The following is a 25,426-nucleotide window of genomic DNA, read 5'->3' as shown; positions in this document are numbered from 1 at the left end:
TAATACCCTACTAATTAGGTAGGAATAATGAATAAAGTTCTTACCGTACAGACGGAGGAACGCCTATTGTAGCTCGCAGACACGTGTCTTGGGACCGGTTTGACCTGCCATCTTAGGCCTTCCTCCGTTATTTTTCATGTCAAAAATCTACCATGTAAGTCAGAGGGGTCATCGGGAAAGAGAAACATGAACTCATCACAACAATATGGGGGGATGGTTAGAATGAAAAAGAGGATCAAGAAGGGACTTTTAACGGGCTTAACGCTGTTGTTGACGGTGGGCCTTACGGCTTGCGGAAATAGTACAAATTCGGCGGGTAATCCACCGGCAGAGGCTACCAATTCAGGGAGTACCACCGCAGCGACGACTGAACCGACTAAAGCTCCATCCAAAGATCCGGTAGAACTGCTCAACGTTTCCTATGATCCAACACGCGAACTTTATGAGAATTATAATAAGGCTTTCTCAGCCTATTGGGAAAAAGAACACGGTCAGAAAGTAACCATCAAGCAGTCCCATGGCGGCTCCGGCAAGCAAAGCCGTGCAGTGCTGGATGGGCTGGAAGCAGATGTGGTCACTCTTGCGCTAGGCTATGATATTGATGCTTTGCAGGAGACAGGTCTGATTCATGAGGGCTGGCAGAGCAAATTTGATCATAACAGTTCTCCGTACACCTCAACGATTGTGTTCCTGGTGCGCAAGGGTAATCCTAAAGGTATCAAGGATTGGCCGGATCTTTTGAAAGAAGGGGTAGAGGTCATTACGCCGAACCCGAAGACTTCAGGCGGTGCGCGTTGGAACTATCTGGCGGCTTGGGGATATGCGCTGGATCACAATAATAACGATGAAGCCAAGGCTGAGGAGTTTGTAAAAGAGCTGTTTAAGCATGTGCCTGTGCTCGATACCGGTGCGCGCGGAGCGACCACAACGTTCGTTGAGCGTGGGATCGGTGATGTGCTGCTGGCCTGGGAGAATGAAGCCTATCTTTCTGTGAAGGAGCTCGGTCCCGATAAGTTCGACATCATCAATCCGTCCGAGAGCATTCTGGCTGAGCCGCCGGTGGCTGTCGTTGATAAAGTGGTCGACAAGAGAGGTACCCGTGAGGTGGCTGAGGCCTACCTGAAATATCTTTACACTGAAGAAGGGCAGAAGATCGCTGCGGAGAACTACTACCGCCCAACGCTGGAAAGCGTGAAGGAAGAGTATAAGGATAAATTCCCGGAGATCAAGCTGTTCACATTGGCAGATAAATTCGGAACGTGGAAGGAAACACAGGAGAAGCATTTCAATGACGGCGGAGTCTTCGACAAGATCTATGTACCTGGTAAATAATATCCTCTTAGTTTCGGCAGAAAGTTAGCAACAAGTATGCTGTAAGTAGGCTTGAGCTGATCGGTAAAAGGACCGAAGGCGAGAAAGGATGAACAGGGAATGAGTGTCACCGCAACCACCACTGCTGTCGCATCAACCGCACGGCGGAAGGTTCTGCCCGGCTTCGGGCTGACTATGGGCTACACAGTGCTGTATCTGAGTCTTGTTGTGCTGTTGCCGCTGTCGGCATTGCTCTTTAATTCGACAGGCTTGAGCTGGGCTAAATTCTGGGATGTAGCTACAGATGCACGGGTGCTGGCATCTTATCGTGTCAGTCTGTCAACGGCCGCTGCGGCGGCCTTGGCTGATGCATTCCTGGGTCTGCTGCTGGCCTGGGTCCTGGTGCGGTATGAGTTTCCGGGTAAAAGGTTGTTCGACGCTCTGATCGATCTTCCGTTCGCGTTGCCAACAGCGGTAGCGGGTGTCTCACTTACCGCTCTGTATGCAAACAAAGGCTGGATCGGCTCCTGGCTGGAGCCGCTGGGGCTGAAGGTGGCCTTCACCCCGATCGGCATTACACTGGCGCTAATGTTCATCGGCATTCCGTTCGTCGTCCGCACCGTTCAGCCAGTACTTGAGGAACTGGACCGGGACATGGAGGAAGCGTCCGCTACATTAGGCGCCGGCCGCTGGCGCACCTTCCGCAAGATCGTGCTGCCAGAGCTGTTCCCGCCGCTTTTGACCGGCTTTTCGCTGGCCTTTGCCAGAGGTATTGGTGAATTCGGATCGGTCGTTTTCATCTCCGGCAATATGCCGATGAGAACCGAGATTGCGCCGCTGCTCATCATGTCCAAGCTGGAACAGTTTGACTACGCCGGAGCCACCGCCGTGGCGCTGCTTCTGCTGTTGATCTCCTTCCTGATGTTGCTGGTAATCAATACCTTGCAGCGCTGGGTCCGCAAAACGTCCCGGTGACAGGTGATCCGCCGGAAATTCACAAGGCTTGCTTCGTAAAATCGTTGTAAGGAGGAATACCTATGGCGGGCACCGTCCCACTGTATGCTCCCCAATCGCGAAAAAGCGTCTCTTCGCCGGCTACACAGGAATCTGCGGTCGTAAAGTGGCTCCTGATTGCCGCGGCCGGACTGGTGCTGTTCTGGCTGATTGTACTGCCGCTGATTGTTGTGCTGACTGAATCACTGAAAAAAGGGGTGGATGTCTATCTGGCCGCCTTGACCGATCCGGATGCTCGTTCCGCTCTTCGACTGACCCTACTGGTCGCGTTGATTACGGTTCCGCTGAATACTATATTCGGTATAGCTGCAGCCTGGGCAGTCACCAAGTTCAGGTTCCGTGGCAAGGGTTTCCTTATCACCCTGATTGACCTGCCGTTTGCTGTTTCTCCGGTCATTGGCGGGCTCATCTTCATTCTGGTATTCGGGGCTCATGGCTGGTTCGGGCCATGGCTGAGCGCACATGATATCAAGATTGTTTTTGCCATACCAGGTATTATTCTGGCTACATTGTTCGTGACTTTTCCGTTTGTGGCCAGGGAACTGATTCCCTTAATGGAGGATCAGGGGACGCAGGAAGAGGAGGCGGCAATTACTTTGGGCGCCAAAGGCTGGCAGATCTTCCTCCGAGTCACGCTACCCAATATTAAGTGGGGCTTGTTGTACGGTATTATTCTCTGTAATGCGCGGGCTATGGGAGAGTTCGGCGCAGTGTCTGTCGTGTCTGGGCACATTCGCGGAGAGACGAATACGCTGCCGCTTCATGTCGAGATTTTGTATAACGAATATCAGTTTTCGGCATCGTTTGCGGTCGCTTCACTGCTCCTGTTATTGGCTTTAGTGACAATGATTCTGAAGAGTTGGCTGTCGCGTAAAAATGCTCATTGACGCGCTAATATATCCGTGCTAAGTTAATTCGTAGTATACAAATTGGTAATGACGGATTTCGATTGAACATCTCCCCGGATCTGGGGGAAGGGAGGCTGGGGAATGGCTAAACCGCTGAAGGTGGATGAGGTGTGGCTAGAACGTATAGCTGGGCTTTTGGATGACATGGAATTTGGTTCGTTGCAAATCGTCGTACATGAAGGGCAGATTGTGCAAATGGAACGTACAGAGCGCAAGCGTTTTGAGAATGGTAATGCACGTTATAGTGGCGAGACCGGAAGCCGGCGTACCGATACCCGTCCAGCGAGACGAGGATAGGTCATTCGCCGTCGCTGTCGAATCATGACCGTCCTTTTGGCATCCATTATAATCGGAGAATATGAAATGGCCCGTTTCCCTGGCAAAGGGAGCGGGCCATTTCTGCGGTCATTGATATGACTTCATTATTTAGTAGCGGCGTGTTCTTTGTGACACCATAACGCTTTCTACGAACAAACAGATGGCCGTAAGACCGTGCATGATCCAGCCGACTACAGGAATCAGGGCTACGACTGAGGTAATAACGCCAAGAGCGTTGCCGACAAAGGGTCCCCGTTCTTTCATCATCACGACAATTGTAATTGCATGCAGCAGAAAAGCGATGCCCAGCGGAGTCCACCCGTTCGCTACAACGAATATTCCACCCACAAAGGGGATCGCGAGAAAGGCTTCATAGAGAAAGGTTACCCATTTCAAAAGTTTTGCCAGGGAAGACATTAGACTTCACCAACCTTTTTATAAAAGTAGTGTTTAAAATAGACCCTTGGAATAGGTTACGCAGCAAGCGCCAGATTGTTTCAAGTGATGGATAGTGTACTCTTGTTGTGGACAGCTTAGTCGTATATAGTGGGTAACAGAAATGCTGTGCAAGAAACATGTGTTTTTATTCGGAAACTAGAAGGGGAGAAGATATGGAGATCCAGGGGAAGCTGGTTATCCGCCATGCGCCACCTTCGGTTCAGCAGTATTTGGCGCTACGGGTTCAAGCAGGGCTTAGTCCAATGAGTGAGGAAGGGGCCGCCATCGGGTTGCCGCGTTCCATCTTTGCAGTTACGCTATTTGAGGACGATGTCTTGATTGGTATGGGACGCGTCATCGGAGATGGAGGGTGCTTCTTCCAGGTAACCGATATCGCCGTGCAGCCTTCTCACCAAGGACGGGGTCTGGGGAAAATCATTATGCGCGAGATCAGGGAGTTTCTGGATACGCTGCCTGACAAAGCTTATACCAGCCTTATTGCTGACGGAGAAGCATCGCGGCTGTACGCCCAGTTCGGGTTTGCACCCGTCGCTCCCAGATCACAGGGGATGGCTTTTAAGCGTTGAACTGCGCGGTGTCGAAGTAACCCTATTAGCGGATCATTGACAGGCCGCGGTATAGTGGACTAGTCAGAGCCTGGTGCGCGTCTAAGTAATTCTATTAGCGAATCATTGAACAGGCCCCCTTATTCCAGGGGGTTTTCGTATGCTTGCTGCTGTCTGCAGGGTATGCAAAATTTTTTATATAAATGTAGTTATGGCATCATTCAATCAGAGAGAGCGAGGAATAAAAGAATGGATATAGTGGTACTTGCAGCATCAGGAACGATTGGAAAGGCAATTGTAGAGGAAGCTTTGAAAAGAAAACATCAGGTGACGGCGGCGATGCGTCATCCGGAGAACTTCCCTTTTGAACATGAGCGTCTGAAACTTGTGGCTGTAGATTTACTGGACCCAGCCTCAGTAACGTCTGCTGTTCGCGGACATGAAGCTGCCGTTAGTGCCTATGGGCCAAAGGCTGGCGAGGAGAACGAACTGCTCGCGGCCGCTGCTTCACTGGTAGAAGGCTTGCAGGCGGCAGATATGGATCGACTGCTGATTGTAGGCGGTGCAGGCAGCCTGAAGACAGAGTCCGGTGAGTGGCTGATGGATACGCCAGATTTCCCGGAACATGTACGGCCGCTGGCTGCTGCGCATGCGGATGCCTATGAAATTTATAGAGGTTCAGATCTGGACTACACCTATGTCAGTCCTGCGGCTTCCATTCAACCAGGACGCCGTACAGGGATGTTCCGCATCGGTCTTGACCGGCTGGTTGTTGATGAGAACGGGCAAAGTGCCATCAGCGTGGAGGATTTTGCTGTGGCCATTATAGATGAGGTAGAGGAAGGGAACTTCAGCCGCGAAAGATTCACGGTGGCTTACTAAAACCCGGCTTGTATAGGGATGCTGAGGGAATTCCGTAAGGCTAAAAGCGGCGGTGGCTGGCACCAGGGATAGGAGAGAGGAGCGGAGCGATGTATCTTGTAACTGCAGAGCAAATGAGAGAGTTGGACCGTATCACCATTGACCGGCTGGGTATCCCGGCGGTTGCACTGATGGAGAATGCAGGACGCGCTATTGCCGAGGAGATCATTGAGTTATGCCGCAAGCGGAACGGCGGCGTTGCTGGCGGGGGAATTGGGCGTACCGTTGACAACGGGACTGGTCAAGACCTGACGGGTTTTGATGTCAGCGGAGACCGTGCGCTGACCTTGGATACTGCCGCTGCCGAGCACTGGTTCATCCTTGTCGGCAAAGGCAATAACGGCGGCGACGGATTGGTCGCCGCCAGGTATCTCCGCGAGGCGGGCATTGCCGTCACGCTGGTGTATGCCGTGCCGCCGGAATCGCTGACCGGCGAGGCCGCCCTGCAGCGCGATGCCGCTGCAGCCCTGGGCTTGTCCGCGGCCGTCTACGGCCAGGACGCCCTGGACTTTGCCGCATGCAGCGGCATCCTGGATGCGCTGCTCGGCACGGGCGCCGCTGGCGCGCCCCGCGGCGCCTACGCGGAGCTGATTGCCGCCGCCAATGCCAGCGGCAAACCGATTGTGTCCGCGGACATCCCGAGCGGGCTGAACGCGGACACGGGGGAAATGCATGCGCCTTGCGTGCATGCATCGGTGACGGTCTGCCTCGCGTTTCTCAAGCGAGGCCTGCTGCAGTACCCCGGCGCCGGGGCTGCGGGGACTGTGGTGGTGCGCGCCATCGGCATCCCTGTGTCTCTGGCGCGTGAAGTTGGCCTGCAGAGCTATTGGCTGACGCCGGAGGTGCTGCAGGCCGGTCTGGGCGTGGATGTGTTACGCCATCGTTCGCCCGAAGGGCACAAGGGCACTTACGGCCATGTACTGGTGGCCGGTGGTACGCTGCGCATGAGCGGCGCAGGTCTGCTGGCGGCCCGGGCTGCGCTGCGGGCGGGCAGTGGTCTGGTGACTTGGGCGCTGCCACAGAAGCTGCAGCCCGCGGTTATTGGCGCTGCTCCGGAGCTGATGCTGGCTGAAGTCGGCGGAGATGAGCAGGGCAACTGGAATGCAGGTACGGCTGCGGAATTGCTCCGATTGAGTGCAGAACGGGATGTAACGGCCGTTGGGCCAGGACTTGGGCGTTTTCAAGGAGATACCGACTGGCTCCGTACTTTATGGGAAGGAACGGAAGGGCCGCTGGTCATTGACGCAGATGCGCTGAACATCCTGGCGGAGACGGATTACAGTCATTGGGCCAGCCGCCGGGGATCGGTCGTTCTGACTCCCCATCCCGGGGAGATGGCCCGGCTGGCCGGTATCTCTACCGCTGAAGTACAGCGTGACCGGATTGGCCTCGCGGAAAGCTACGCGAGGGAGCATGGTGTGATCCTCGTGCTCAAAGGATCACATACTGTCATTGCCGCCCCGGACGGGGTAAGCTATGTCAACACTACGGGACACCCCGGCATGGGAACCGGGGGTGCGGGTGATGTGCTGACTGGTATCATCGCCGGCTTATTAGCCCAAGGGCTGAATGTATTGCAGGCTGCGACGTTTGGCGTTTATCTGCACGGCCTGGCGGGAGAACGCGCAGCAAGTCTGCGGAATCATCCGGCGTCATTGATCGCCGGAGATATAATTGAGTCACTATGAAAAAGGCCGGTTAGTGTGAGTCCTACGAGTGCTGGCTACAGGACGACGGAGCGTTGTCGCGTTGTCGCGTTGTCACGCTAAGAAGCCTAAACACAGAGTAGCCGGATACTATAACTTACTGAGCTAACCATATAAGACCAACTTAAGATTCGAACTTAAATTTCAAACATAAGATTGAAACTCAAGATTCGAACTTAAGGTTCGAACTCAATATCCAACTTAAGGTTTGAACTCAATATTCAAACTTAAGGTTCGAACTCAAAATCCAACTTAAGGTTTGAACTCAATATTCAACTTAAGGTTTGAACTCAAAATCCAAACTTAAGGTTCGAACTCAAAATCCAACTTAAGGTTTGAACTCAACATCCAAACTTAAAGCTCGAACGTCACTACGGTGAGTCATTGCTTTATATAAAACGCACTCCTGAAGTACAATTAACGGCATTTTTGTACCATAAATACTCTGCAGCTAAGGGTTTGAGGAAATTAAAGGCAAAATTGTACCTTAAATCTTGCACAACAGCCCTTTTAGAGTGAATTTATTGAAAATAAGGTACAAAAATGCTCTTATTTACTTTATTCGCTCATATTCGAGAAAAATAAGGTACGAAAATGCTGTTAATTAGGTCGAACAAAAGAAAGTTAGGTAGCAAAGAAGAACGAATGGGGAAGTTTGGAACTGTAAGGGAGAAGCGATCGACTGAAAGCTTTCCATGGGAAAGCTCGCACTCGTAAGCCTAAGCTGTCGTCAGATAAACGGCTAAAAAGAGGAAGTCTGAGGACAATCGCTACCGGAATTCCAAACATCCCACCTTAGTGACGACGGACTATGCGTTCGTTTCTTAAGTTCACCTTTATAGCTGAACGATAGGCCGCGAAGCCATACCCAACGAAGCCAAACCTAACGAAGCCAAACCTAACGAAGCCAAACCTAACGAAGCCATACCCAACGAAGCCAAACTTAACGAAGCCAAACCTAACGAACCCAAACCTAACGAAGCCAAACCTAACGAAGCAAAACCTAACGAAGCCATACCTAACGAAGCCAAACCTAACGAAGCTCTACCTAACGAAGTCATACCTACGAAGCAACCTAACGAAGTCATCATACCTAACGAAGTCATACCCAACGAAGCCATACCTAGCGAAGTCATAACGAACGAAGCCATAAACTAACAAGCCAAAACTAACAAAACCATAACTACGAAGCTCTGACTAACAAAACTCATTACAACACCAGGAACATTAGCTGATAGTGTCGATCCCTACCTAATCCGTTAGGACAGCACTAAGCACAGGAGCGGAACGAACAGAGCGAACACTGGCAGCAACAACGGGAGCCGTTCCACGGCGATCTGTGCCGTGCGGAACAAGAGCAGGACGATGATGCCAGCGACTGCACAGAGCAAGGGAGTGCCGCCTTGCTCCGCAGCCAGCCAAAGGCCTGCGCCTAAGCCTGCTACGGCGTAGACGACGAAGGCCAGGGCCAGCAGGTGGATGCGCAGGAGGCGCAGCAGTCCGTCTGCTACCAGCGCCGCAGGCAGGCCATAGGCATAGATGGCATAGGCAGCAGAGACAGGCCATTCTTCGCCCGCTGATCCATTGCTTGTGGGGTAGGCCAGGATCACCAAGGATAAGAGCAAGAATGACAGACCTGCACAGGCTAATTTGCTCAAGGCATACATTCCGGCAGTTAATCTGACGGAAGTGATTTCAGAAGGATGGGTTCTTTGCATCGTTTTGGTTCCTTTCGGTAAAATTCTCAGCTGGTGATCATGTCTCCACCGTTGACATGAATGCACGCGCCGGTTACGAAGGAGGACTCCGGTCCCGCCAGATACAGGTATGCTCCAGCCAGCTCATACGGCTGTGCTGCCCGCTTGAGCGGAGTCCCCGTGCCGAATATGCTGACCTCTTCGGCTGAGAAGCTGGATGGAATCAGCGGTGTCCATGTCGGTCCGGGGGATACGCTGTTAACGCGGATTCCGCTATCTGCGAGCGAAAGGGCTAGCGCTCGGGTAAAGGAGACCACGGCTCCCTTGGTGGAGGAGTAATCAATAAGCTCTACATTCCCCCGATAAGCGGTAATGGAGGCCGTGTTGATAATGGAAGCCCCTCTTTTCATATGAGGCAGTGCGGCTTGGGTCAGGAAGAAGTAAGAGAGGATATTCGTCTGGAAACTCAGATACAGCTGTTCTTCCGAGATGTCGAGGATGCTCTTCTGTGGAAAATGAATACCATGGTTGTTCACAAGAATATCCAGCTTACCGAAAGTGGCGACGGTATGCTCTACAGCTGCGGTGCAGTTCTGTTTGAAGCGCAGGTCGCCTTCAATGCGCAGACAGCGCTGGCCCAACTCTTCAATGCGCCGCTGGGTGACCTCGGCGTCGGAGACTTCATTCAAATAGGCGATGGCTACATCTGCGCCCTCTTTAGCAAAAGCAATGGCTGCGGCTTTGCCGATGCCGCTGTCGCCCCCGGTGATAAGGGCAACCTTGCCCTTCAGCTTGCCGCTGCCGCGCAGCTCCGGGTTCTCGCTAATCGGACGAGGATTCATCAGGCTTTCAAGTCCAGGCTTTCGGTCCTGATGCTGGGGCGGGAAGGCAATCGGCTGATCCTTGCAGACTGTTTTCTGTCCGTAATAGGGATATACCAGGGGTTGCTTCATGGGACGAACTCCTCCTCGGACTTCTCTGTGTTCTTATATTTCTATGCGTTCGCCCAGGGAATCGTGCACCGCCTTGCGAACGGGTGCAAGGATTCATTAAAAAGAAAAAACGTTGGCCAGACTTTCGAGGTCGAACAGAGCCATAGTTTGCAAGGGGGATTAGATGGTGAAAGAAGAGCGTTGGCTGGATATCTCCTATTTGCAGCAGGGCACAGCACTTCAAAAGGAGGTGCATGCCCTGTTGGCGAGACTTAATGTGATGAACCTTTTGAACGGTTACCACCCTGTACTTGTAGGGACAATTCCGCTTGGCATTCAGGTGGAGGGCAGCGATCTGGATATCATCTGCGAGGTGCATGATCTGGAAGCTTTTGCTGCGCAGGTCGGTCTACATTTTGGCGAGATGGATAAGTATAGCTGTGAATCGCGTATCGTGGATGGAATTCCCCGTATTAAGATCAACTTTACCGTGGAAGGTTGGCTGGTGGAACTGTTCGGACAGCCGCGCTCGAGCAGGGAGCAGAACGGGTACATCCATATGGTCGCCGAAGCCCGGGTGCTGAATATATTGGGCACCTCTTTTAGAAGGCAGGTTATAGAGCTGAAGCGTCAAGAGGTGAAGACGGAACCAGCCTTTGCCCGGCTTTTGCTACTGGAGGGTGATCCCTACCAGGCTATGCTTGAACTTTATAAGCTTCCCGAGATGGAATTGGAGGCTTTGTGCAGGGAGAGGTTTATAAATCATTCTCGAAAAATCGTAGAGGAGTCGTTGCCGAATGAATCTGGTGATCCGAAAAGCGCACAAAAGCGATGCGCCGGAACTGCACCGGCTAATGGTACAGTTGATCAGCAAGCCTTTGCAGCTGGAGGAAGTGGAGAAGAGACTTGATTTTATAGCTACCAGTCCTATCGAAGAATTGTATGTCTGTACAGGAGAGAAGAGCGAGGATCTAGCAGCGGGACATGAACGTCTTCTGGGAGCTTTAGGTTTTCGTGTGCGGGAAAATATCGAGGATTACACCCGCTATGGCGAAATTTCCGTGCTGGTGACAGATAAGGAAAGCCGGAGACTCGGTGTGGGGCGGCAGCTAGTAGAGTATGCGGAGGAGCTGGCTGCAGCGTGCGACTGTATCGGAACCTGGCTGGTAAGCGGCATTGAACGCGAGGAAGCACATACTTTTTACAAGAAATTGGGATATGAAATTACGGGCTACCGTTTTGTAAAGGCAGGAGGGAAATCATGATCTACAGAGCTATGACAGCTGACGACTATGATGCTGCTTATGAATTATGGGTGAATACTGAGGGGATGGGACTTAACGAGGCAGATTCACGGGAAGGAATCTTGCGTTTTCTGGAGCGCAATCCGGGGTTAAGCCAGGTTTGTGTACACGAGGACGGTTCTCTGGCCGGTACGGCACTCTGTGGGCATGATGGACGCCGGGGATTTCTGTATCATGTTGCCGTTAGCCACGCATCCCGCGGCAAGGGCGCAGGGCGTGAATTGGTAGCACGTTGCCTGGACAAGCTGCGAGAGAACGGCATTGGTAAATGCCATCTCATGGTGTTCAAAGAGAACCAGAAGGGCCGGCAGTTCTGGGAAGAGCTCGGCTGGCAATACCGTGACGATATCGCGCTGTACTCTCGGGATACATAAGCTAGGATCTCAGTAGGGAGCTAAGGCTTGTCGTTTGCAAAAATAATCGCTGGCTACACCGTGTAGGTTTGGAACCTGTGCAGTATAATAAGGATATGCAAGCGTAGAATATTTGCTTAGCTGTATAAACGGAGGCTTTATCATCATGCGTTTTAAAGATGTATTCTCAATTATTGGCCCGGCGATGGTCGGGCCTTCCAGTTCACATACAGCGGGAGCGGCCCGGATTGGCCGGGCGGCCCGCCAGGTGTTGGGCGAAATGCCGCGTGAAGCCGAAGTTACTTTCTTCGGCTCTTTTGCTGCGACTTATGAAGGTCACGGCACGGATCGGGCAATTATCGGCGGTCTGTTGGACTTTGCCACCGACGACCCAAGGCTACCGGATTCCATAACGCTTGCCACAGAGGCAGGTATGGATATTTCCTTCCGCCAGGGAACGGGTTTGTTCCCTCATCCCAATACGGTAAGGTTACGTCTCATTGGTCAGGACAGTGAGCAGGAGCTCACATTGACCGGGACTTCTATCGGGGGAGGCAACATCGAGATTGTTGATATTGACGGCTTCGGAGTCAAGCTGACAGGGATGTATCCTACGGTTCTTATTCAACATATGGATTACTTGGGCGTACTTGCGAGTGTCACGGATGTTATGCGCAGCGGGCAGGTCAATATTGGGCATATGTCTCTTGACCGTAAGAACCGCAGTGGCGCTGCGCTGACCGTGCTTGAGCTGGATGAATCGGCGACACCGGAACTGCTTCAGGCACTGGGGGACCTCCCGGCAGTAAAGTCAGTGAAGCTGGTAGATTTGAATGAAGCTGGGCAAGAGGAGAAAGGGAAGGAAAGTACATCATGAATTTTCGAACATTAAGTGAATTGGCTGTATTATGCGAAGAACGGGGCCTTGGAATCGGCGCCCTGATGCTGGAAGAACAAAGCGCGGAATCGGGTCGCTCCAAGGAGCAGGAATTCGCCACGATGAGTCAGTATTACGGGGTCATGAAAGAGGCTGTACATCGTGGGATGCATGAGGATACAACCTCCCGTAGCGGACTTACCGGGCTGGATGCCCAGCGGGTAGGCTCCTATAATACGGCAGCGGAGCCCCTCCTTGGCGGCCCAGCGGGTCAGGCTATGGCTTATGCGCTGGCGGTATCCGAGGTGAATGCTTCAATGGGTCGTATTATTGCAACGCCTACAGCAGGCTCCTGCGGCATCATTCCAGGGGTGTTCCTCAGCTGCCAGGAGCGTTTTGGCTGGAGTGATGATGTCATGGTCTCCGGCTTGTTTGCCGCCGGAGCGATTGGCTATGTCATCGCCAACAATTCCTTCGTTTCTGGCGCCGAGGGCGGTTGCCAGGCCGAAGTAGGCTCAGCCATCGGTATGGCAGCCGGCGCACTGACCGAACTGCGCGGGGGAACCCCGGCACAGGCTGTGCATGCCGTTGGCCTGGCGCTTAAGAACACGCTGGGTCTCATCTGCGACCCTGTCGGCGGGCTCGTAGAGATCCCTTGCATCGTTAGAAACGGTTTCGGTGCAGTGACCGCACTGGCCGCCGCAGATATGGCGCTGGCGGGGGTGCGCAGCGTGATCCCTTCCGATGAAGTGATCAAGGTAATGCTGGAGGTTGGCTCAGCGATGCCGGAGATTCACCGCGAGACCGCTGGCGGAGGATTGGCTCAGACGCCTACCGGGCGTAAGATCATGGAGGACCTGCGGCGCAAGAAATAGCGCAACAGGGCAATGTCTTCCTGGATCAGAGCAGCTTAAACCGTTCCAACTGATCGAGCTGCCCTTCGCTGCGGAGAATTTCCTTCTGGCGTTGGCCCATGAGATCGAAATGGGGGAACCGTGAGCGGTTATGAATATATTTGGCGGGCAAGCCATGCTGCTTGCACCAGCGGGTCAGCCGATCCAGGTCGCTGCAGCCAACCTTGGTCACGGTGGTCATGCCGGGAAATCGGGGATCAATCCAATAGTGTGTCAGAAACGCAATCTCTCCTGCAGAGACAGCCTTCTTCCATGCCTGTAACTCTTCTCTGTTGATTCCGAAGGCCATGACTGTTCACATCCTTAATTAATTTAAATATATAGATTCAGCTGTAATTGGTTATTAACAATAATACTAAGTATGAAAGGGGGATGTCATCATGAATGGACAAAACAGGGCGGATATCCGGCCCGGGCTTGAGGTGGACATTGTACTGAAGCAGGATCAGGCTACAGGCAAGCTGACCCATGGTCAGGTTAAGGATATCCTGACTAATTCCCCCCGGCATCCGCATGGCATTAAGGTCAGGTTGACCAGCGGCCAAGTCGGGCGGGTCAAGAATATCACGGGCTAAATGCTCATCCATCCCGTTGCTTCAAGACGGAACCGGGCTGTGTTCAGCTCTATGTTAACAATCTCTAAAAACGCTCCAATGCCTTGGCTTATGCTGCCTATTAGATAGCAGTTTGCCGGGGAATTGGAGCGTTTATTTGTTAAGGGCAGGTGACTACCTTGTTCTGCGCATAAATTCCTCAACGTCCTTATCTGCCTTGGTCTGGTTGCACAGGTTGCAGGCGCATACACAATTGTCCGGTGTCGTATGTCCGCCCTTGGCACGCGGGAGCAAGTGGTCGATAGTGTCCCCGTAGAGTCCGCAGAAATAGCAGGTGTAGCGGTCCCTGTTCAGAATCAGGGAGCGAAAAGCCTTGTTGCTGTAAAGGCGGCGGATGGTACGCCGGTTGACGACTACTGCAGCATGCTCCTTAACCAGTGTAACCGCCAGCTCCAAGTCAATCTCCTGATGCCAGCGTCTCCCCTTGTCACTGTGACCACGCATCAGGATCATCCCCTGCGATGAGGGCACCAGGGCCGTGGTATCCGTGGGCTCTGGCTTGGGCCCCCGGTGCTGCAGCGGTGCTCGCCGCGGCTCGGCCCCGCGCGGCCGCCCTTTGGCGGCAGGCTTCGCTGCCGGGAGCGAAGCGGCGGATTTTCGCTCCTTCGCTCGTTCCGCCCGAGAGCGGGCCAGCGGGCTAGCTCCCGCTTTCTTAGGAACACCCTGCGTGACTTCCGGCAGGGATGGGGTGGCTACGGCCGCCGTACTAGGCTCCGGCTGGCGAGACAGGGACGGCACCGGCGGCTGTAAGGACAGCGGCGTGGCACCAGATTCAGCGGCGCGCTGCTTGCGGCAATCCCGACACGCGCCTCGCCGGGCGTGGGCCTTGGAACGTTTACCGGTCCGCCTGCGGAAATCGGCGAGCGGCTTAAGCTGCTCACAATATGCACATTGTTTGGATGAAGGCAGAATGGTATCGGTCATCGGTATGTTTTGGACGAAGAACCTTACAGCCCTGTCCTGTCCCCTCGTAGTATAGATAGCAGTTTCAGTATAACGCAAAGTGCAGACGTTTACACCGCAGACAATAAATGTCGCCAAAAGCCTCTCAGTTGTGATTTCTGTCTCGGTACATCTAAGGATAACACTGTAAAATGATAGCAAGGTAACGGATCTCATGAAGCAATTAGGATGTGGCATAAGCACAACTATTCATGGAAAAGAGGGATAGGGATGCAGTCCGGATTAGAGGTTTTGCACCGCCAGCCAAGTGGAGGCAAGAGACCGCCTTCGGTAGTAATGCTGTATATTCTTCAGGTTTTTTTGGGAGTTGGAGCGGTTGCGGGCGGAGGCGCGCTGGTGGCCGATCCTGGAGGTGGCTTGCTGGGAATGCCGCTAACCTTGCTGGAAAGATCGCCTTTTTCTGATTTTCTGGTGCCGGGATTGTTGCTGTTTACGGTATTTGGTCTGTTCCCTTTGCTGGTATTGTACAGCATGATTAGAAGGCCACAGTGGAGATGGGCCGAGGCGCTGAATCCGTTTAGAACACTTCATAGCTCGTGGGCATTTTCACTCTATGTCGGCTTTGGATTGATTATCTGGATCATGGTGCAGACCTATATACTGAATGCGGTGCACTGGATTCATATTTTGTATATGAGCCTGGGACTTCTGATTCAGGTGGTTACCCTCTGGCCTCCTGTACAGAGATATTTTATGCTGGACTACCGTACGGAAAGACGTTAGAATGTCAGTGAACGGAGAGCGTTCTCATGATGAGAGGCGGGAGTGAACCGGATTGACGACCATTTATGATATTGCCAAAAGAACCGGTTACTCTCCGACGACCGTGTCCAAGGTGTTCAATAATTATTCCGATGTGCGCGAGAAGACGCGCCAGGATATCCTCCGTACAGCACGGGAGATGGGATATGTTCCTAACGCCCATGCCCGTACGCTGACCACGAAGAAATCGTGGACCATCGGCGTGTTGTTCGTGGAGAGCACCGGAGCAGGTATCCGCCATCCCTTTTTCAGCGCGGTGATCGAAAGCTTCAAGCAGGTGGCCGTAGCCAAAGGGTACGCGCTGATGTTCATATCGAAGGATGTGGGCGGCAAGCAGAGCGGATATCTGGAGAACTGCCGGATTCGCGGGGTGGACGGGGTTGTGGTCTTCCTGTCGGATTATGAAGACCCTTATTTTCAGGAGCTGCTGGACAGTGATATTCCTACAGTGGTTCTGGACTATGAGACGCCGGAATCCCATACCGTATGCTCGGATAACTGGAGTGGCGCAGTGCAGGCAGTAGAGTACCTCGCCGGCTTGGGCCACCGCAGAATTGCCCATATTTCCGGCGGTGTGAACACTACTCCAGGAAGTCGCCGGCAGGAGGGGTATGAGGCCGCGATGCTGCAACAGAAGCTGGACCTGCGGGATTCCTATATCGTCACAGGTGCCTATTATTCTATGGAGAGCGGTTACAATGCCATGCTGGAATTGCTGCGACTGCCGGAGCCGCCAACGGCCGTGTTTGCTTCGGGTGACTTGTTGGCCTTTGGGGCCGTCAAGGCAGCACAAGACTCTGGTCTGGCTGTACCAGGAGATATCTCGGTCATGGGATATGACGATATCGAACTGGCTCGCTATGTCACCCCGGCCCTGACAACGGTAAGGCAGGACACGGAGCTATTGGGAAGCCGGGCAGCGGAAATCCTGCTCGCTGCGATCGACAAGATCCCGGACGGCAAGGAAGCTCTAGCGTTGCCAGTGGAGGTTATTGTAAGGGATTCCTGCGCATCCCCGGCGAACGAGGAGTAACTATAATCGGGGCCCATCCGCTCTTAGGCAATAAGCACGGATGGCGCTTCAGTTGGCTCTCTGCGATGATTTTTTGCGTCAAAGAACAGACATCATTTTTTTTCGAAACAATCGAAACCGGTTTCGATTGTTTCGAAGGCAATTATTCCAACTAATAAGGAGATATGACAATGACAACAGTTCAAACCGTAGTAACCGCCAAAGACACAGGAGAACGCCTCAGCAAGGTAGACGGAATTGAGTTTAAGTCTAGAGAGGGCAGCGTTGCAGCCCAAGTGGAGCTGAAGCCTGAAGAGTCTTACCAGAAGATGATCGGCTTCGGTGGAGCATTCACTGAAGCGGCTGCGTATACATTGTCCCGGCTTAGCCCTGAGAAGCGGGCCGAGGTGATTCACCGTTATTTTCACCCTGAAGAAGGACTTAACTACTCCATGGGCCGCGTACATATCCATAGCTGCGATTTTGCGCTGGGTAACTACACGTACGTGGAGGATAACGATACAGAGCTTGCCACTTTCGATATTTCCCATGACCATCAATGGGTACTGCCGCTGATCAAGGACGCTATGGCTGTTAAGGGCGGCGAGTTCACCATGCTTGCTTCCCCATGGAGTCCTCCAGCATGGATGAAGACGAATGGAGAAATGAATAACGGCGGACAACTGAAGCCGGAATATGCCGATGTATGGGCGCGTTACTACACGAAGTTCATTGAAGCTTACGGCAAGGAAGGCGTGCCGATCTGGGCGGTTTCCGTACAGAATGAGCCGGCTGCTGTTCAGACATGGGATTCTTGTGTGTACAGTGCGGAAGAAGAACGCGACTTCGTGAAGAATCACCTGGGACCAGTGATGCACAAAGAAGGCTACGGCGATGTGAACATTGTAATCTGGGATCATAACCGGGACATTATGGTTGAACGTGCGTCAGCAGTTCTATCTGATCCTGAAGCTGCAAAGTATGTATGGGGTACAGGTATCCACTGGTACGGCGGCGAGGAGTTCGAGAAAGTGGGCCAGGTGCATGATCTGTTCCCTGACAAGCACCTGCTGTTCACAGAGGGCTGCCAGGAAGGTGGCGTGAGACTGGGAGAGTGGTTCACAGGCGAACGCTACGGACGGAATATGATCGGCGACCTCAATCATTGGACCGAAGGTTATCTGGACTGGAACCTGGTGCTGGATGAGACTGGAGGCCCGAACCATGTTAACAACTTGTGCGATGCTCCGGTGATTGCGGACACGACTACGAACGAAATTCATTATAACAGCTCGTATTACTATATCGGGCATTTCAGTAAATATATCGCTCCAGGTGCGGTGAGAATTGGCTTGCAAAATGCCACTGAAGGCGTCCTGTCCACAGCTTTCCGCAATCCGGATGGCAGCCTTGCCGTCGTGCTGATGAACGAAGGAGAAGACTCCCGCGAGGTTACTTTGGGACTGGGTGATGAGGTTGCCCGCTTCGAGCTTCCGGCGCATTCCATTATCACGCATCTCATTACACAATAGTTCATTCAGAGAGGAGTAACAGCATGAGCCATTATTATTTTGATTCCGGCAAATTTGTAATAGAGCAGTTCCATGAAGGCAAGCCATTCGCCAGTTTCCTGCCTGGTCTTGCCGGCCTGAAAGGAATTCCGATGTGGTCCTTCTATGTGAACCGGGGCCAAGGGGTGTGCAGCTTCGGGATTCGCGACAAGAACTCTCCGATCATGGAGTTCTCTCCTGCGAACATCTCCTACAAAAATGTGGCTAACTCCGGCTTCCGGACCTTTATCAAGATTAAGGGCGAGCGAGAAATTTATGAACCGTTCCAGTCGGCACGTCCTGATACCGATGCCAAGCGGGTTATGACTATTCTTCCGAACGGCCTGACCATTGAAGAAAGTCATGCCGGGCATGGACTGAAGACGACAGTTCACTACTTTAATCTTCCGAATGAAGACTACGCTGCACTTGTACGGCGGGTGACGATTGAGAATATCGGAGAACAGGAGATCGACTTTGAACTGCTGGACGGTCTTCCGGAAATTCTGCCGTTCGGTGTGGAGAACAGTGGCTACAAAGACATCGGCAACCTTCTACGGAGCTGGATGGATGTCTACAACTTGGAGAATGGTATCCCGTTCTATAAGCTGCGTTCCAGCACCAATGACGATGCAGAGGTCAGTGAGATTACGAAGGGTCATTTCTATCTGTCCTTTACCGGGGAGGGAGAGAAGATTTCTCCGTTCGTGGATTTTGAGGTTGTATTTGGCGGCAATACTTCACTGTCTTATCCCGACCGGTTCGCGGAGCTATCGTTGTCTGGTCTTGCAGAACTGCCGCAATATCCGGTCAATAAAGTTCCTTGCGGTTTCAGTGGCGTAGCGCGGACTCTGGCTCCAGGATCCAGCCTGACGGTGAACACCCTGATCGGCCATGTCAACGACATTGATAAAATCAATCATAAAGCCACGGACATTAGCCGCGATGCCTATATTACCGACAAAGCTGAGGAAGCGGCCAGACTGACTGAGGATTTGACGGAAGATATTGCAACTAAGACCTCTTCCCCGATCTTTGATGCGTACTGCCGCCAGTCCTATCTCGACAACTTCCTGCGTGGAGGCTACCCGTTTATCTTCGACAACGGTGGAGACGGCTTCGTAGTGCATTTATATTCCCGTAAGCATGGCGACATGGAGCGGGACTACAACTTCTTCTCGCTAGCGCCAGAATACTATTCGCAGGGCAACGGGAACTTCCGGGATATGAACCAGAACCGGCGTAATGATGTGTTCTTCAATCCGAAAGTAGGCAGCTTCAATATCAAAATGTTTTACAGCCTGATGCAGGCTGACGGGTACAATCCACTGAGTGTTCAGGGGACAACCTTTGAAATTCTGCCGGAGAACCGCTCTGCGCTGGAAGCCTGGATTGAGAAGGGCGCAGCAAATCAGCACGAAGGGCTTCGCAAGCTGCTCAGCGGCGTTTTCACGGCAGGCGGTCTGATCAATTTCATCGCCGATCATCATGTCGAGCTGCAAGTAGAGGAGCAGGAATTCCTGTCTGGTGTGCTATCCTTGTCCAAACAGAACATTGAGGCTTCCTTCGGAGAAGGCTTCTGGTCTGATCACTGGACGTATAACCTTGATCTGGTCGAAGGCTACCTGGATATTTTCCCTGACCGGAGACAAGAGCTGCTCTTCGGGGACGCTACGTATGCATTCTATGACAGTCCGGCCTACGTTCTCCCGCGCAGCGAGAAATACGTTATTAGCGACGGGAAAGTACGTCAGTACGGCGCGCTACTTGAGGATGAGGAGAAGCTGCACAAGCTGAAGCGTAAAGCCGGAAGCACGGAGTGGCTGCGTACGGAACGCGGACGTGGAGCGGTGTATAATACGAACCTATTTGTAAAAATCGTGTCGCTGGCCCTGAACAAATTCGCTACCCTTGACCCTTACGGGATGGGCGTGGAGATGGAAGGAAACAAGCCGGGCTGGAATGATGCGATGAACGGCTTGCCGGGATTGTTCGGCTCCGGAATGAGTGAGACCTTTGAACTTAAGCGGACTGTATCCTTCCTGCTGGATGTACTGGACAGCCCTGAAAATGCGGAAGGTACAGCACGCCTGCCGGAAGAAATAGCGTATCTGCTGGAGCAGGTGAACACTGCTGTGACTTCTGTGTTGGAGGGAGAGCTGACCCAGTTTGCTTACTGGGATGCGGTAGCTTCGGCCCGCGAGGCTTATCGCGAGAGTATCCGGTTCGGCATTACAGGAAGCGAGTCTGATGTTGCCCTTACTTATATCCGCGGCGCTTTCTCACGGTTCCTGCGCAAGCTTGACGAGGGGATTGAGCGAGCGGTGAAGCTGGGGAACGGACTGACACCGACCTATTTCCGCTTCGAGGCTACCCGGTTTGAGCCTGTGGTGGATGCAGAAGGTGGACCGGTGCTTAGTGGCTATGGTCTGCAAAAAGCAGTAGTGCAGGAGTTTGAGGCCAAGCCGTTGCCTTATTTCCTGGAAGGTCCAACCCGCTGGCTGAAGACCCTGAAGAATCCGGCCAAGGCCAAAGAAATCTATACCTTGATTAAGAGTACTGGACTATATGACCCCCAGACTTCGATGTACCAAACGTCTGTAAGTCTAGAAGAGGAATCTCATGAAATCGGGCGGATGCGCGCCTTCACTCCAGGTTGGCTGGAGCGGGAGTCCAACTTCCTGCATATGTCTTACAAATACTTACTCGAGCTGCTGAAGGCAGGACTATACGAGGAATTCTATTCGGAATTGAAAACCTCGCTTGTTCCTTTCCTTGATCCGGCTGTGTATGGTCGGAGTACGCTGGAGAACTCGTCGTTCATTGCTACAGGAGGCAATCCGGACCCCGGCACGCATGGCCGTGGCTTCGTAGCCCGGTTAAGCGGATCGACGGCTGAATTCCTCAGCATGTGGCGCAAAATGATGGCTGGCAGCAAGGCCTTCTCCGTCGTGGATGGAGAGCTGGCGCTATCCCTCAGCCCTGTGCTTCCGGGCTGGCTGTTTGACGAACAGGGAGAACTGACCTTTACCTTCCTGGGTCAAACCAAGGTGACATATTATAACCACCGCAAAGTCGATACCTTTGGAGAGGGCGGAGCAACCATCCGCAGTATGACGCTTCAGCATACGGATGGTACGGTCAGCAGAATCAATGGTGCTTTGTTACGTGGAGCAACGGCGGAAGCGCTTCGGCGCGGTGAAATCAGCCTGATCAAGGCTGAATTGGAATAGAAGCAAGAGAATAACGTCAAGCGGGTAGTCAGCCCGCTTGCCAATGGAATTCAGGCAGCAGACCCCCCGGTTATCCGGAGGTCTGCTGCTTTTTTGTGCTGGTGTTATTTTTGATTAACGGCTGGGTGATTAGACCCGAAAAATGGAACCCCTGACATGAAAAATGGAACCTTACAGAGTAAGTAGGATAGCGCATACAATGATAGAGGAAAGAATGGAAGCGCTTTTACAAACAAGATAGATAGAGCATGGAGGTCCGTAAGATGGAGAACAAACGAAGCGCCGAACCTGCCGGGGGCATGACACCGCTCATCCCTGCAAATCACAAAATCGGTACCGGCACCGGTAACCGCCCCTCTCTCTGGAGGCGGATGATCGCCCAGAAACACTTGCAGACGATGGCGCTGCTGGGCGTCATTTGGATGATTATTTTCAACTACATCCCGATGTACGGCATCATTATTGCATTCAAGGATTATAACATTGTCAAATCCATTGCTGAGGCTCCGTGGGTGGGGCTGACCCATTTTCGGGAGTTTATGGAGGATGAGAACCTGGTCAATGTCATCAAGAATACACTAGGCATTAGTTTGTTCAAACTGGTCATCGGTTTTCCGCTTCCCATTATATTCGCTTTATTCCTGAACGAGATCCGTTCGGTCCGTTTCAAAAAGAGCATTCAGACGATCTCCTACCTGCCGCACTTTCTCTCTTGGGTTGTGCTGGGCGGAATTTTAGCTACATGGCTTTCAGACGTAGGGATTATAAATAACATTTTGCTGGCGCTAGGTCTAATCGACCAGCCTATCTCTTATCTGGCTGAGCCCAACTACTTCTGGGGAATCGTAATCACGTCTGATATCTGGAAAGAGCTTGGCTGGTCTGCCATCATCTATCTCGCAGCAATCTCCGGGGTCTCTCCTGAAATGTACGAGGCAGCTACGATTGATGGGGCGGGACGTTTTCAGAAAATGTGGTATGTCACCTTACCGGCCATCAAGGCCACGATCAGTATTCTGTTCATTCTGGCGGTCAGCGGTGTACTCAACTCTAATTTTGACCAGATCCTGGTCCTGCGCAACGCCCTCAATGACAGTGCCAGCAACGTGATTGACTACTATGTGTATTACACGGGTATTCTGTCCGGGCGCTTCTCCTATTCGACTGCAGTAGGCCTGCTGAAATCGGTCATTGCGCTAATCTTACTGCTGATTGCCAACAGCGTATCCAAAAAAATCAACGACACGTCGCTGTTCTAGGACAAGGGGGAACTACACATGTGGTCATTAAAGCGTAAAACAACAGGCGAGGCGCTGTTCGATTTGGCCAATAACATCATTATGTTATGTCTTTGCTTTGTCACGTTGTATCCGATCTGGTATGTAATTGTGAATGCGTTCAATAATGGTTCAGATGCGATGCAGGGCGGAATTTACTGGTGGCCGCGAATGTTCAGCCTGGAGAATTTCAAAGCTGTCTTCGCCAGTCCAGGCATTATGCTCGCTATGTGGATTACCGTCGCCAAAACTTTGGTGGGTACGGTCACACACGTTTTTTTCACGGCGATGGTGGCTTATGCGTTCTCCCGCAGGAACCTGATAGGCGGCAAAATCTATATCCTGATGGGAACGGTGACCCTCTTCTTCGGCGGTGGACTGATTCCGACCTTTCTGCTGATCAAGGACCTTCACCTGCTTGATAATTTCCTGGTTTATATTATTCCGGTGTTGTTCAGTTTCTTCGATCTCATTATCTTCATGACGTTCTTCCGTGATATTCCTGAGGGGCTTGAAGAAGCGGCGCGTATGGATGGTGCCAATGACTGGTCGATCTTCCTGCGGGTAGTGATTCCGGTATCCATGCCCGTGATCGCGACGATCGCGCTTTTCCATGGCGTGTACCAATGGAATGATTATTTTGCCGGGATCATCTATGTCAATAATCCGGATCTGCAGCCGGTGCAGACGTTCTTGTATCGTGTTGTAGCACAGTCCAGTTCGAATCAGATGATCACGGCCGTACAGGGCAGCAATCTGGTGAAAAGTGTCACCTCACAGTCCATCAAGCTGGCGACGATGATTGTGACCACACTGCCGATTGTCTTTGTCTATCCGTTCCTGCAGCGGTATTTCGTTAAGGGCATGATGCTTGGTTCCATCAAGGGATAGCACACTTCTCCTGGTAACTCCTCCGGCTGCTTGTACTTAGAGCCTGAGTTGCATTTATATTGAATACATTCATAGAAAAGGGGTAAACACACATGGCGATAAAGCGTAAGCCGATGAAAATGGTGACCTTGCTATTGGCAATGATCATGACATTATCTGCAGCAGGCTGTTCCAGCGGCGGTAACAACGGCAGTAATAACGGCGGCAATGCCGAAGGAAGCAAGAGTACAAATGCTCCGGTCCAGACAGAGGCGGCTACAGAGACGAAGCTGTCTGAAGATGAACCGGGCTGGAAGGCCGATACCTCCCCGATCACGTTTGACTGGTACCTGAACTTCTCCTGGTTCCCGAACAAGTGGGGCGTAGATGCTACTTCGAAATATATCACGAAAAAGACGGGTGTCGACATTAACTTCATCGTCCCTGCCGGTAATGAGAATGAGAAGCTCAATACACTGGTGGCTTCCGGTAAGCTTCCCGATTTCATCACCATTGACTTTGCGAATGATAATGTGAAGAAGATGATTGAAGGAGAGTTGGTGCTTCCGCTGAACAAGCTGGCCGAGGAATACGATCCTTATTTCTTCAAGGCTTCTGACCCGGCGAAGCTGAACTGGTATACCCAAGAGGATGGCAACGTCTACGGATATCCGAACGCTTCATCGTCCCCGGCTGATTATGAGAAATATGGCGATACCTATGTTGCCAATCAGGTCTTCGTAGTCCGCAAAGATATGTACGAAGCCATCGGCAAGCCGGATATGAGTACACCGGAAGGCTTCTTGAAAGCCTTGCAGCTGGCGAAGGAGAAATACCCGCAAGTGAATGGTCAGCCGCTTATCCCGCTCGGTCTGCATGAATTCGGGGATACCGGGAACTACTCGCTGGAAGCCTATCTTCAGAACTTCCTGGCCATTCCAAGGGAGAAGGACGGCAAGCTCTACAACCGCGAGACAGATCCCGAGTATGTTACCTGGCTGAAGACACTGCGTCAAGCCAACCAGGATGGGCTGTTAGCTAAGGACATCTTTATTGACAAACGTGTTCAAATGGAAGAAAAGATCGCACAAGGCAGATACTTCGCCATGCTATATCAGCGGACGGATTTTGCTAACCAGGAAGGAACGCTCTACCAGAAGAATCCTGAGCAGATTTATATAGCTATCGATGGACCGGCCAACAGCAAACATGATGCTCCGACCTTGGATGGCCCGGGGATCTCTGGCTGGACCATTACTCTCATTTCCAAGAATGTTAAGGACAAAGCACGGGCGATCCGTTTCCTGAGCTATTTGAACAGCGAGGAAGGCAACAAGGATCTTTTCCTTGGTGAAAAAGGGGTCAGCTATGATACGATTGATGGGAAAGATCAATTCAAGCCGGAGGTTCTGGAATTGCTTAATAAGGACCGCTCGTCCTTCGACAAGCAGTATGGTTCTTCCTTTACTTTCTGGATGCTGATGAATACGAATATTACCCAGCAATGGACCAACCCTACGGTTGAGCCGTTCAAACAGTTGGAGGATTGGACCCGGGGCAAGACGAAGAGTGCCTCCGCCTTTGAGGGCATTGACCCGACAGGCAATTCACCGGAAGGAATTATCGGCTCCAAGATTAAATCGCTGCGGGCTAAAACGCTGCCGAAGCTGCTAATGGCGCCATCTGATGCAGAGTTCGATAAGATCTGGAACGATTATCTGGAGAAGCAACAGAAGGAAGGTCTGGAAAAGTTCCAGGCATATCAGCAGAAGAAATACGAGGAGAACAAACAAAAACTGTCGCAATAACACTCAAGCATAACTCATAGCCCGCTGCAGGCGGGCTTTTGAGTTATGTTAATGTCTTTTAAAGGCCTTACCCGTGAG

At 52.2% G+C, this 25,426-nt stretch carries 25 protein-coding genes; 20 read left to right on the top strand and 5 right to left on the bottom strand.

Going from position 1 to position 25,426, the window contains the following annotated elements; genetic code table 11:
• The first annotated feature begins 222 nt into the window (after positions 1-222).
• The 4 genes from ACFVU8_RS24615 to ACFVU8_RS24600 all read left to right on the top strand — a co-directional run bounded on the left by ACFVU8_RS24615 (position 223) and on the right by ACFVU8_RS24600 (position 3,530).
• A complete protein-coding gene (locus ACFVU8_RS24615; RefSeq protein WP_387430792.1) occupies positions 223-1,332 on the top strand; it encodes a sulfate ABC transporter substrate-binding protein in 1,110 nt (369 codons plus the stop codon).
• Positions 1,333-1,431: 99 nt separating this feature from the next.
• The gene (gene cysT / locus ACFVU8_RS24610; RefSeq protein WP_175370856.1) at positions 1,432-2,286 is read left to right on the top strand and encodes a sulfate ABC transporter permease subunit CysT; all 855 of its coding nucleotides are present in this window, start codon (positions 1,432-1,434) and stop codon (positions 2,284-2,286) included.
• 62 nt (positions 2,287-2,348) lie between these two features.
• On the top strand, positions 2,349-3,212 hold the full coding sequence (gene cysW, locus ACFVU8_RS24605; protein ID WP_175370855.1) for a sulfate ABC transporter permease subunit CysW: 864 nt from the start codon (positions 2,349-2,351) through the stop codon (positions 3,210-3,212).
• A gap of 102 nt (positions 3,213-3,314) precedes the next feature.
• A complete protein-coding gene (locus ACFVU8_RS24600) occupies positions 3,315-3,530 on the top strand; it encodes a YezD family protein (protein WP_066374835.1) in 216 nt (71 codons plus the stop codon).
• 129 nt (positions 3,531-3,659) lie between these two features.
• Here ACFVU8_RS24600 and ACFVU8_RS24595 read toward each other — a convergent pair whose 3' ends face one another.
• Positions 3,660-3,968 carry a hypothetical protein gene (locus ACFVU8_RS24595; RefSeq protein ID WP_387430790.1) on the bottom strand — a complete coding sequence of 103 codons (309 nt, stop codon included), beginning with the start codon at positions 3,966-3,968 and terminating at the stop codon, positions 3,660-3,662.
• A gap of 194 nt (positions 3,969-4,162) precedes the next feature.
• Here ACFVU8_RS24595 and ACFVU8_RS24590 point away from each other — a divergent pair, with 194 nt between their 5' ends.
• From ACFVU8_RS24590 to ACFVU8_RS24580, 3 genes are all read left to right on the top strand, one after another.
• Entirely contained in the window at positions 4,163-4,576 is a 414-nt protein-coding gene (locus ACFVU8_RS24590; RefSeq protein WP_387430788.1) for a GNAT family N-acetyltransferase, read from the top strand.
• Positions 4,577-4,804: 228 nt separating this feature from the next.
• Positions 4,805-5,437, top strand: coding sequence for an NAD(P)-dependent oxidoreductase (locus ACFVU8_RS24585; protein ID WP_379467136.1), 633 nt, complete (start codon positions 4,805-4,807; stop codon positions 5,435-5,437).
• 89 nt (positions 5,438-5,526) lie between these two features.
• Positions 5,527-7,164: an NAD(P)H-hydrate dehydratase gene (locus tag ACFVU8_RS24580; RefSeq protein ID WP_387430786.1), complete on the top strand. Its 1,638-nt coding sequence runs from the start codon at positions 5,527-5,529 to the stop codon at positions 7,162-7,164.
• A 1,277-nt stretch (positions 7,165-8,441) separates the two neighbouring features.
• On the opposite strand, the gene ACFVU8_RS24575 is transcribed toward ACFVU8_RS24580, so the two are convergent.
• Together ACFVU8_RS24575 and ACFVU8_RS24570 are read right to left on the bottom strand one after the other, a co-directional pair.
• Positions 8,442-8,900: a hypothetical protein gene (locus ACFVU8_RS24575; protein WP_387430783.1), complete on the bottom strand. Its 459-nt coding sequence runs from the start codon at positions 8,898-8,900 to the stop codon at positions 8,442-8,444.
• A gap of 26 nt (positions 8,901-8,926) precedes the next feature.
• Positions 8,927-9,832, bottom strand: coding sequence for an SDR family oxidoreductase (locus tag ACFVU8_RS24570; protein ID WP_387430781.1), 906 nt, complete (start codon positions 9,830-9,832; stop codon positions 8,927-8,929).
• A 163-nt stretch (positions 9,833-9,995) separates the two neighbouring features.
• Here ACFVU8_RS24570 and ACFVU8_RS24565 point away from each other — a divergent pair, with 163 nt between their 5' ends.
• The 5 genes from ACFVU8_RS24565 to sdaAA all read left to right on the top strand — a co-directional run bounded on the left by ACFVU8_RS24565 (position 9,996) and on the right by sdaAA (position 13,220).
• Entirely contained in the window at positions 9,996-10,721 is a 726-nt protein-coding gene (locus tag ACFVU8_RS24565; protein ID WP_387430779.1) for a DUF4269 domain-containing protein, read from the top strand.
• Positions 10,609-11,076: a GNAT family N-acetyltransferase gene (locus tag ACFVU8_RS24560; protein WP_387430776.1), complete on the top strand. Its 468-nt coding sequence runs from the start codon at positions 10,609-10,611 to the stop codon at positions 11,074-11,076. The genes ACFVU8_RS24565 and ACFVU8_RS24560 overlap by 113 nt, the downstream gene beginning before the upstream one ends.
• Positions 11,073-11,489, top strand: coding sequence for a GNAT family N-acetyltransferase (locus ACFVU8_RS24555; protein WP_387430774.1), 417 nt, complete (start codon positions 11,073-11,075; stop codon positions 11,487-11,489). Before ACFVU8_RS24560 ends, ACFVU8_RS24555 begins: the two co-directional genes overlap by 4 nt.
• Positions 11,490-11,634: 145 nt before the next feature.
• Positions 11,635-12,345 (top strand): L-serine ammonia-lyase, iron-sulfur-dependent subunit beta, encoded by a 711-nt coding sequence (gene sdaAB, locus ACFVU8_RS24550; protein ID WP_387430772.1) that lies wholly within the window; start codon positions 11,635-11,637, stop codon positions 12,343-12,345.
• Positions 12,342-13,220, top strand: a complete 879-nt coding sequence (gene sdaAA, locus ACFVU8_RS24545) for an L-serine ammonia-lyase, iron-sulfur-dependent, subunit alpha (protein WP_387430770.1) — start codon at positions 12,342-12,344, stop codon at positions 13,218-13,220. The genes sdaAB and sdaAA overlap by 4 nt, the downstream gene beginning before the upstream one ends.
• A 25-nt stretch (positions 13,221-13,245) precedes the next feature.
• On the opposite strand, the gene ACFVU8_RS24540 is transcribed toward sdaAA, so the two are convergent.
• Positions 13,246-13,548: a hypothetical protein gene (locus tag ACFVU8_RS24540; RefSeq protein WP_387430768.1), complete on the bottom strand. Its 303-nt coding sequence runs from the start codon at positions 13,546-13,548 to the stop codon at positions 13,246-13,248.
• A 91-nt stretch (positions 13,549-13,639) separates the two neighbouring features.
• Here ACFVU8_RS24540 and ACFVU8_RS24535 point away from each other — a divergent pair, with 91 nt between their 5' ends.
• Positions 13,640-13,834, top strand: a complete 195-nt coding sequence (locus ACFVU8_RS24535) for a YwbE family protein (RefSeq protein ID WP_175370842.1) — start codon at positions 13,640-13,642, stop codon at positions 13,832-13,834.
• Between the two features lie 153 nt (positions 13,835-13,987).
• On the opposite strand, the gene ACFVU8_RS24530 is transcribed toward ACFVU8_RS24535, so the two are convergent.
• Positions 13,988-14,914, bottom strand: coding sequence for an HNH endonuclease (locus ACFVU8_RS24530; protein ID WP_387430766.1), 927 nt, complete (start codon positions 14,912-14,914; stop codon positions 13,988-13,990).
• 132 nt (positions 14,915-15,046) lie between these two features.
• On the opposite strand from ACFVU8_RS24530, the gene ACFVU8_RS24525 reads away from it, so the two are divergent.
• The 7 genes from ACFVU8_RS24525 to ACFVU8_RS24495 all read left to right on the top strand — a co-directional run bounded on the left by ACFVU8_RS24525 (position 15,047) and on the right by ACFVU8_RS24495 (position 25,348).
• Positions 15,047-15,559, top strand: coding sequence for a hypothetical protein (locus tag ACFVU8_RS24525; RefSeq protein ID WP_387430764.1), 513 nt, complete (start codon positions 15,047-15,049; stop codon positions 15,557-15,559).
• 52 nt (positions 15,560-15,611) lie between these two features.
• Complete coding sequence (locus ACFVU8_RS24520; RefSeq protein WP_387430762.1) at positions 15,612-16,631, top strand: LacI family DNA-binding transcriptional regulator; 1,020 nt, start codon at positions 15,612-15,614, stop codon at positions 16,629-16,631.
• A 170-nt stretch (positions 16,632-16,801) separates the two neighbouring features.
• Positions 16,802-18,142: a glycoside hydrolase family 30 protein gene (locus tag ACFVU8_RS24515; protein ID WP_387430760.1), complete on the top strand. Its 1,341-nt coding sequence runs from the start codon at positions 16,802-16,804 to the stop codon at positions 18,140-18,142.
• 23 nt (positions 18,143-18,165) lie between these two features.
• Complete coding sequence (locus tag ACFVU8_RS24510; protein ID WP_387430758.1) at positions 18,166-21,393, top strand: cellobiose phosphorylase; 3,228 nt, start codon at positions 18,166-18,168, stop codon at positions 21,391-21,393.
• Positions 21,394-21,656: 263 nt separating this feature from the next.
• Positions 21,657-22,652 carry an ABC transporter permease gene (locus ACFVU8_RS24505; RefSeq protein WP_387430756.1) on the top strand — a complete coding sequence of 332 codons (996 nt, stop codon included), beginning with the start codon at positions 21,657-21,659 and terminating at the stop codon, positions 22,650-22,652.
• Positions 22,653-22,670: 18 nt separating this feature from the next.
• Complete coding sequence (locus ACFVU8_RS24500; protein ID WP_175370836.1) at positions 22,671-23,561, top strand: carbohydrate ABC transporter permease; 891 nt, start codon at positions 22,671-22,673, stop codon at positions 23,559-23,561.
• 92 nt (positions 23,562-23,653) lie between these two features.
• On the top strand, positions 23,654-25,348 hold the full coding sequence (locus ACFVU8_RS24495; protein WP_175370835.1) for an extracellular solute-binding protein: 1,695 nt from the start codon (positions 23,654-23,656) through the stop codon (positions 25,346-25,348).
• Positions 25,349-25,426 lie beyond the last annotated feature (78 nt).

Source organism: Paenibacillus sp. NPDC058177, assembly GCF_042883835.1.
Classification (GTDB): Bacteria; Bacillota; Bacilli; order Paenibacillales; family Paenibacillaceae; genus Paenibacillus_AQ; species Paenibacillus_AQ agri.
Note: the sequence above shows the minus strand (reverse complement) of the source record. Positions and strands in the feature narration are given on the sequence as shown.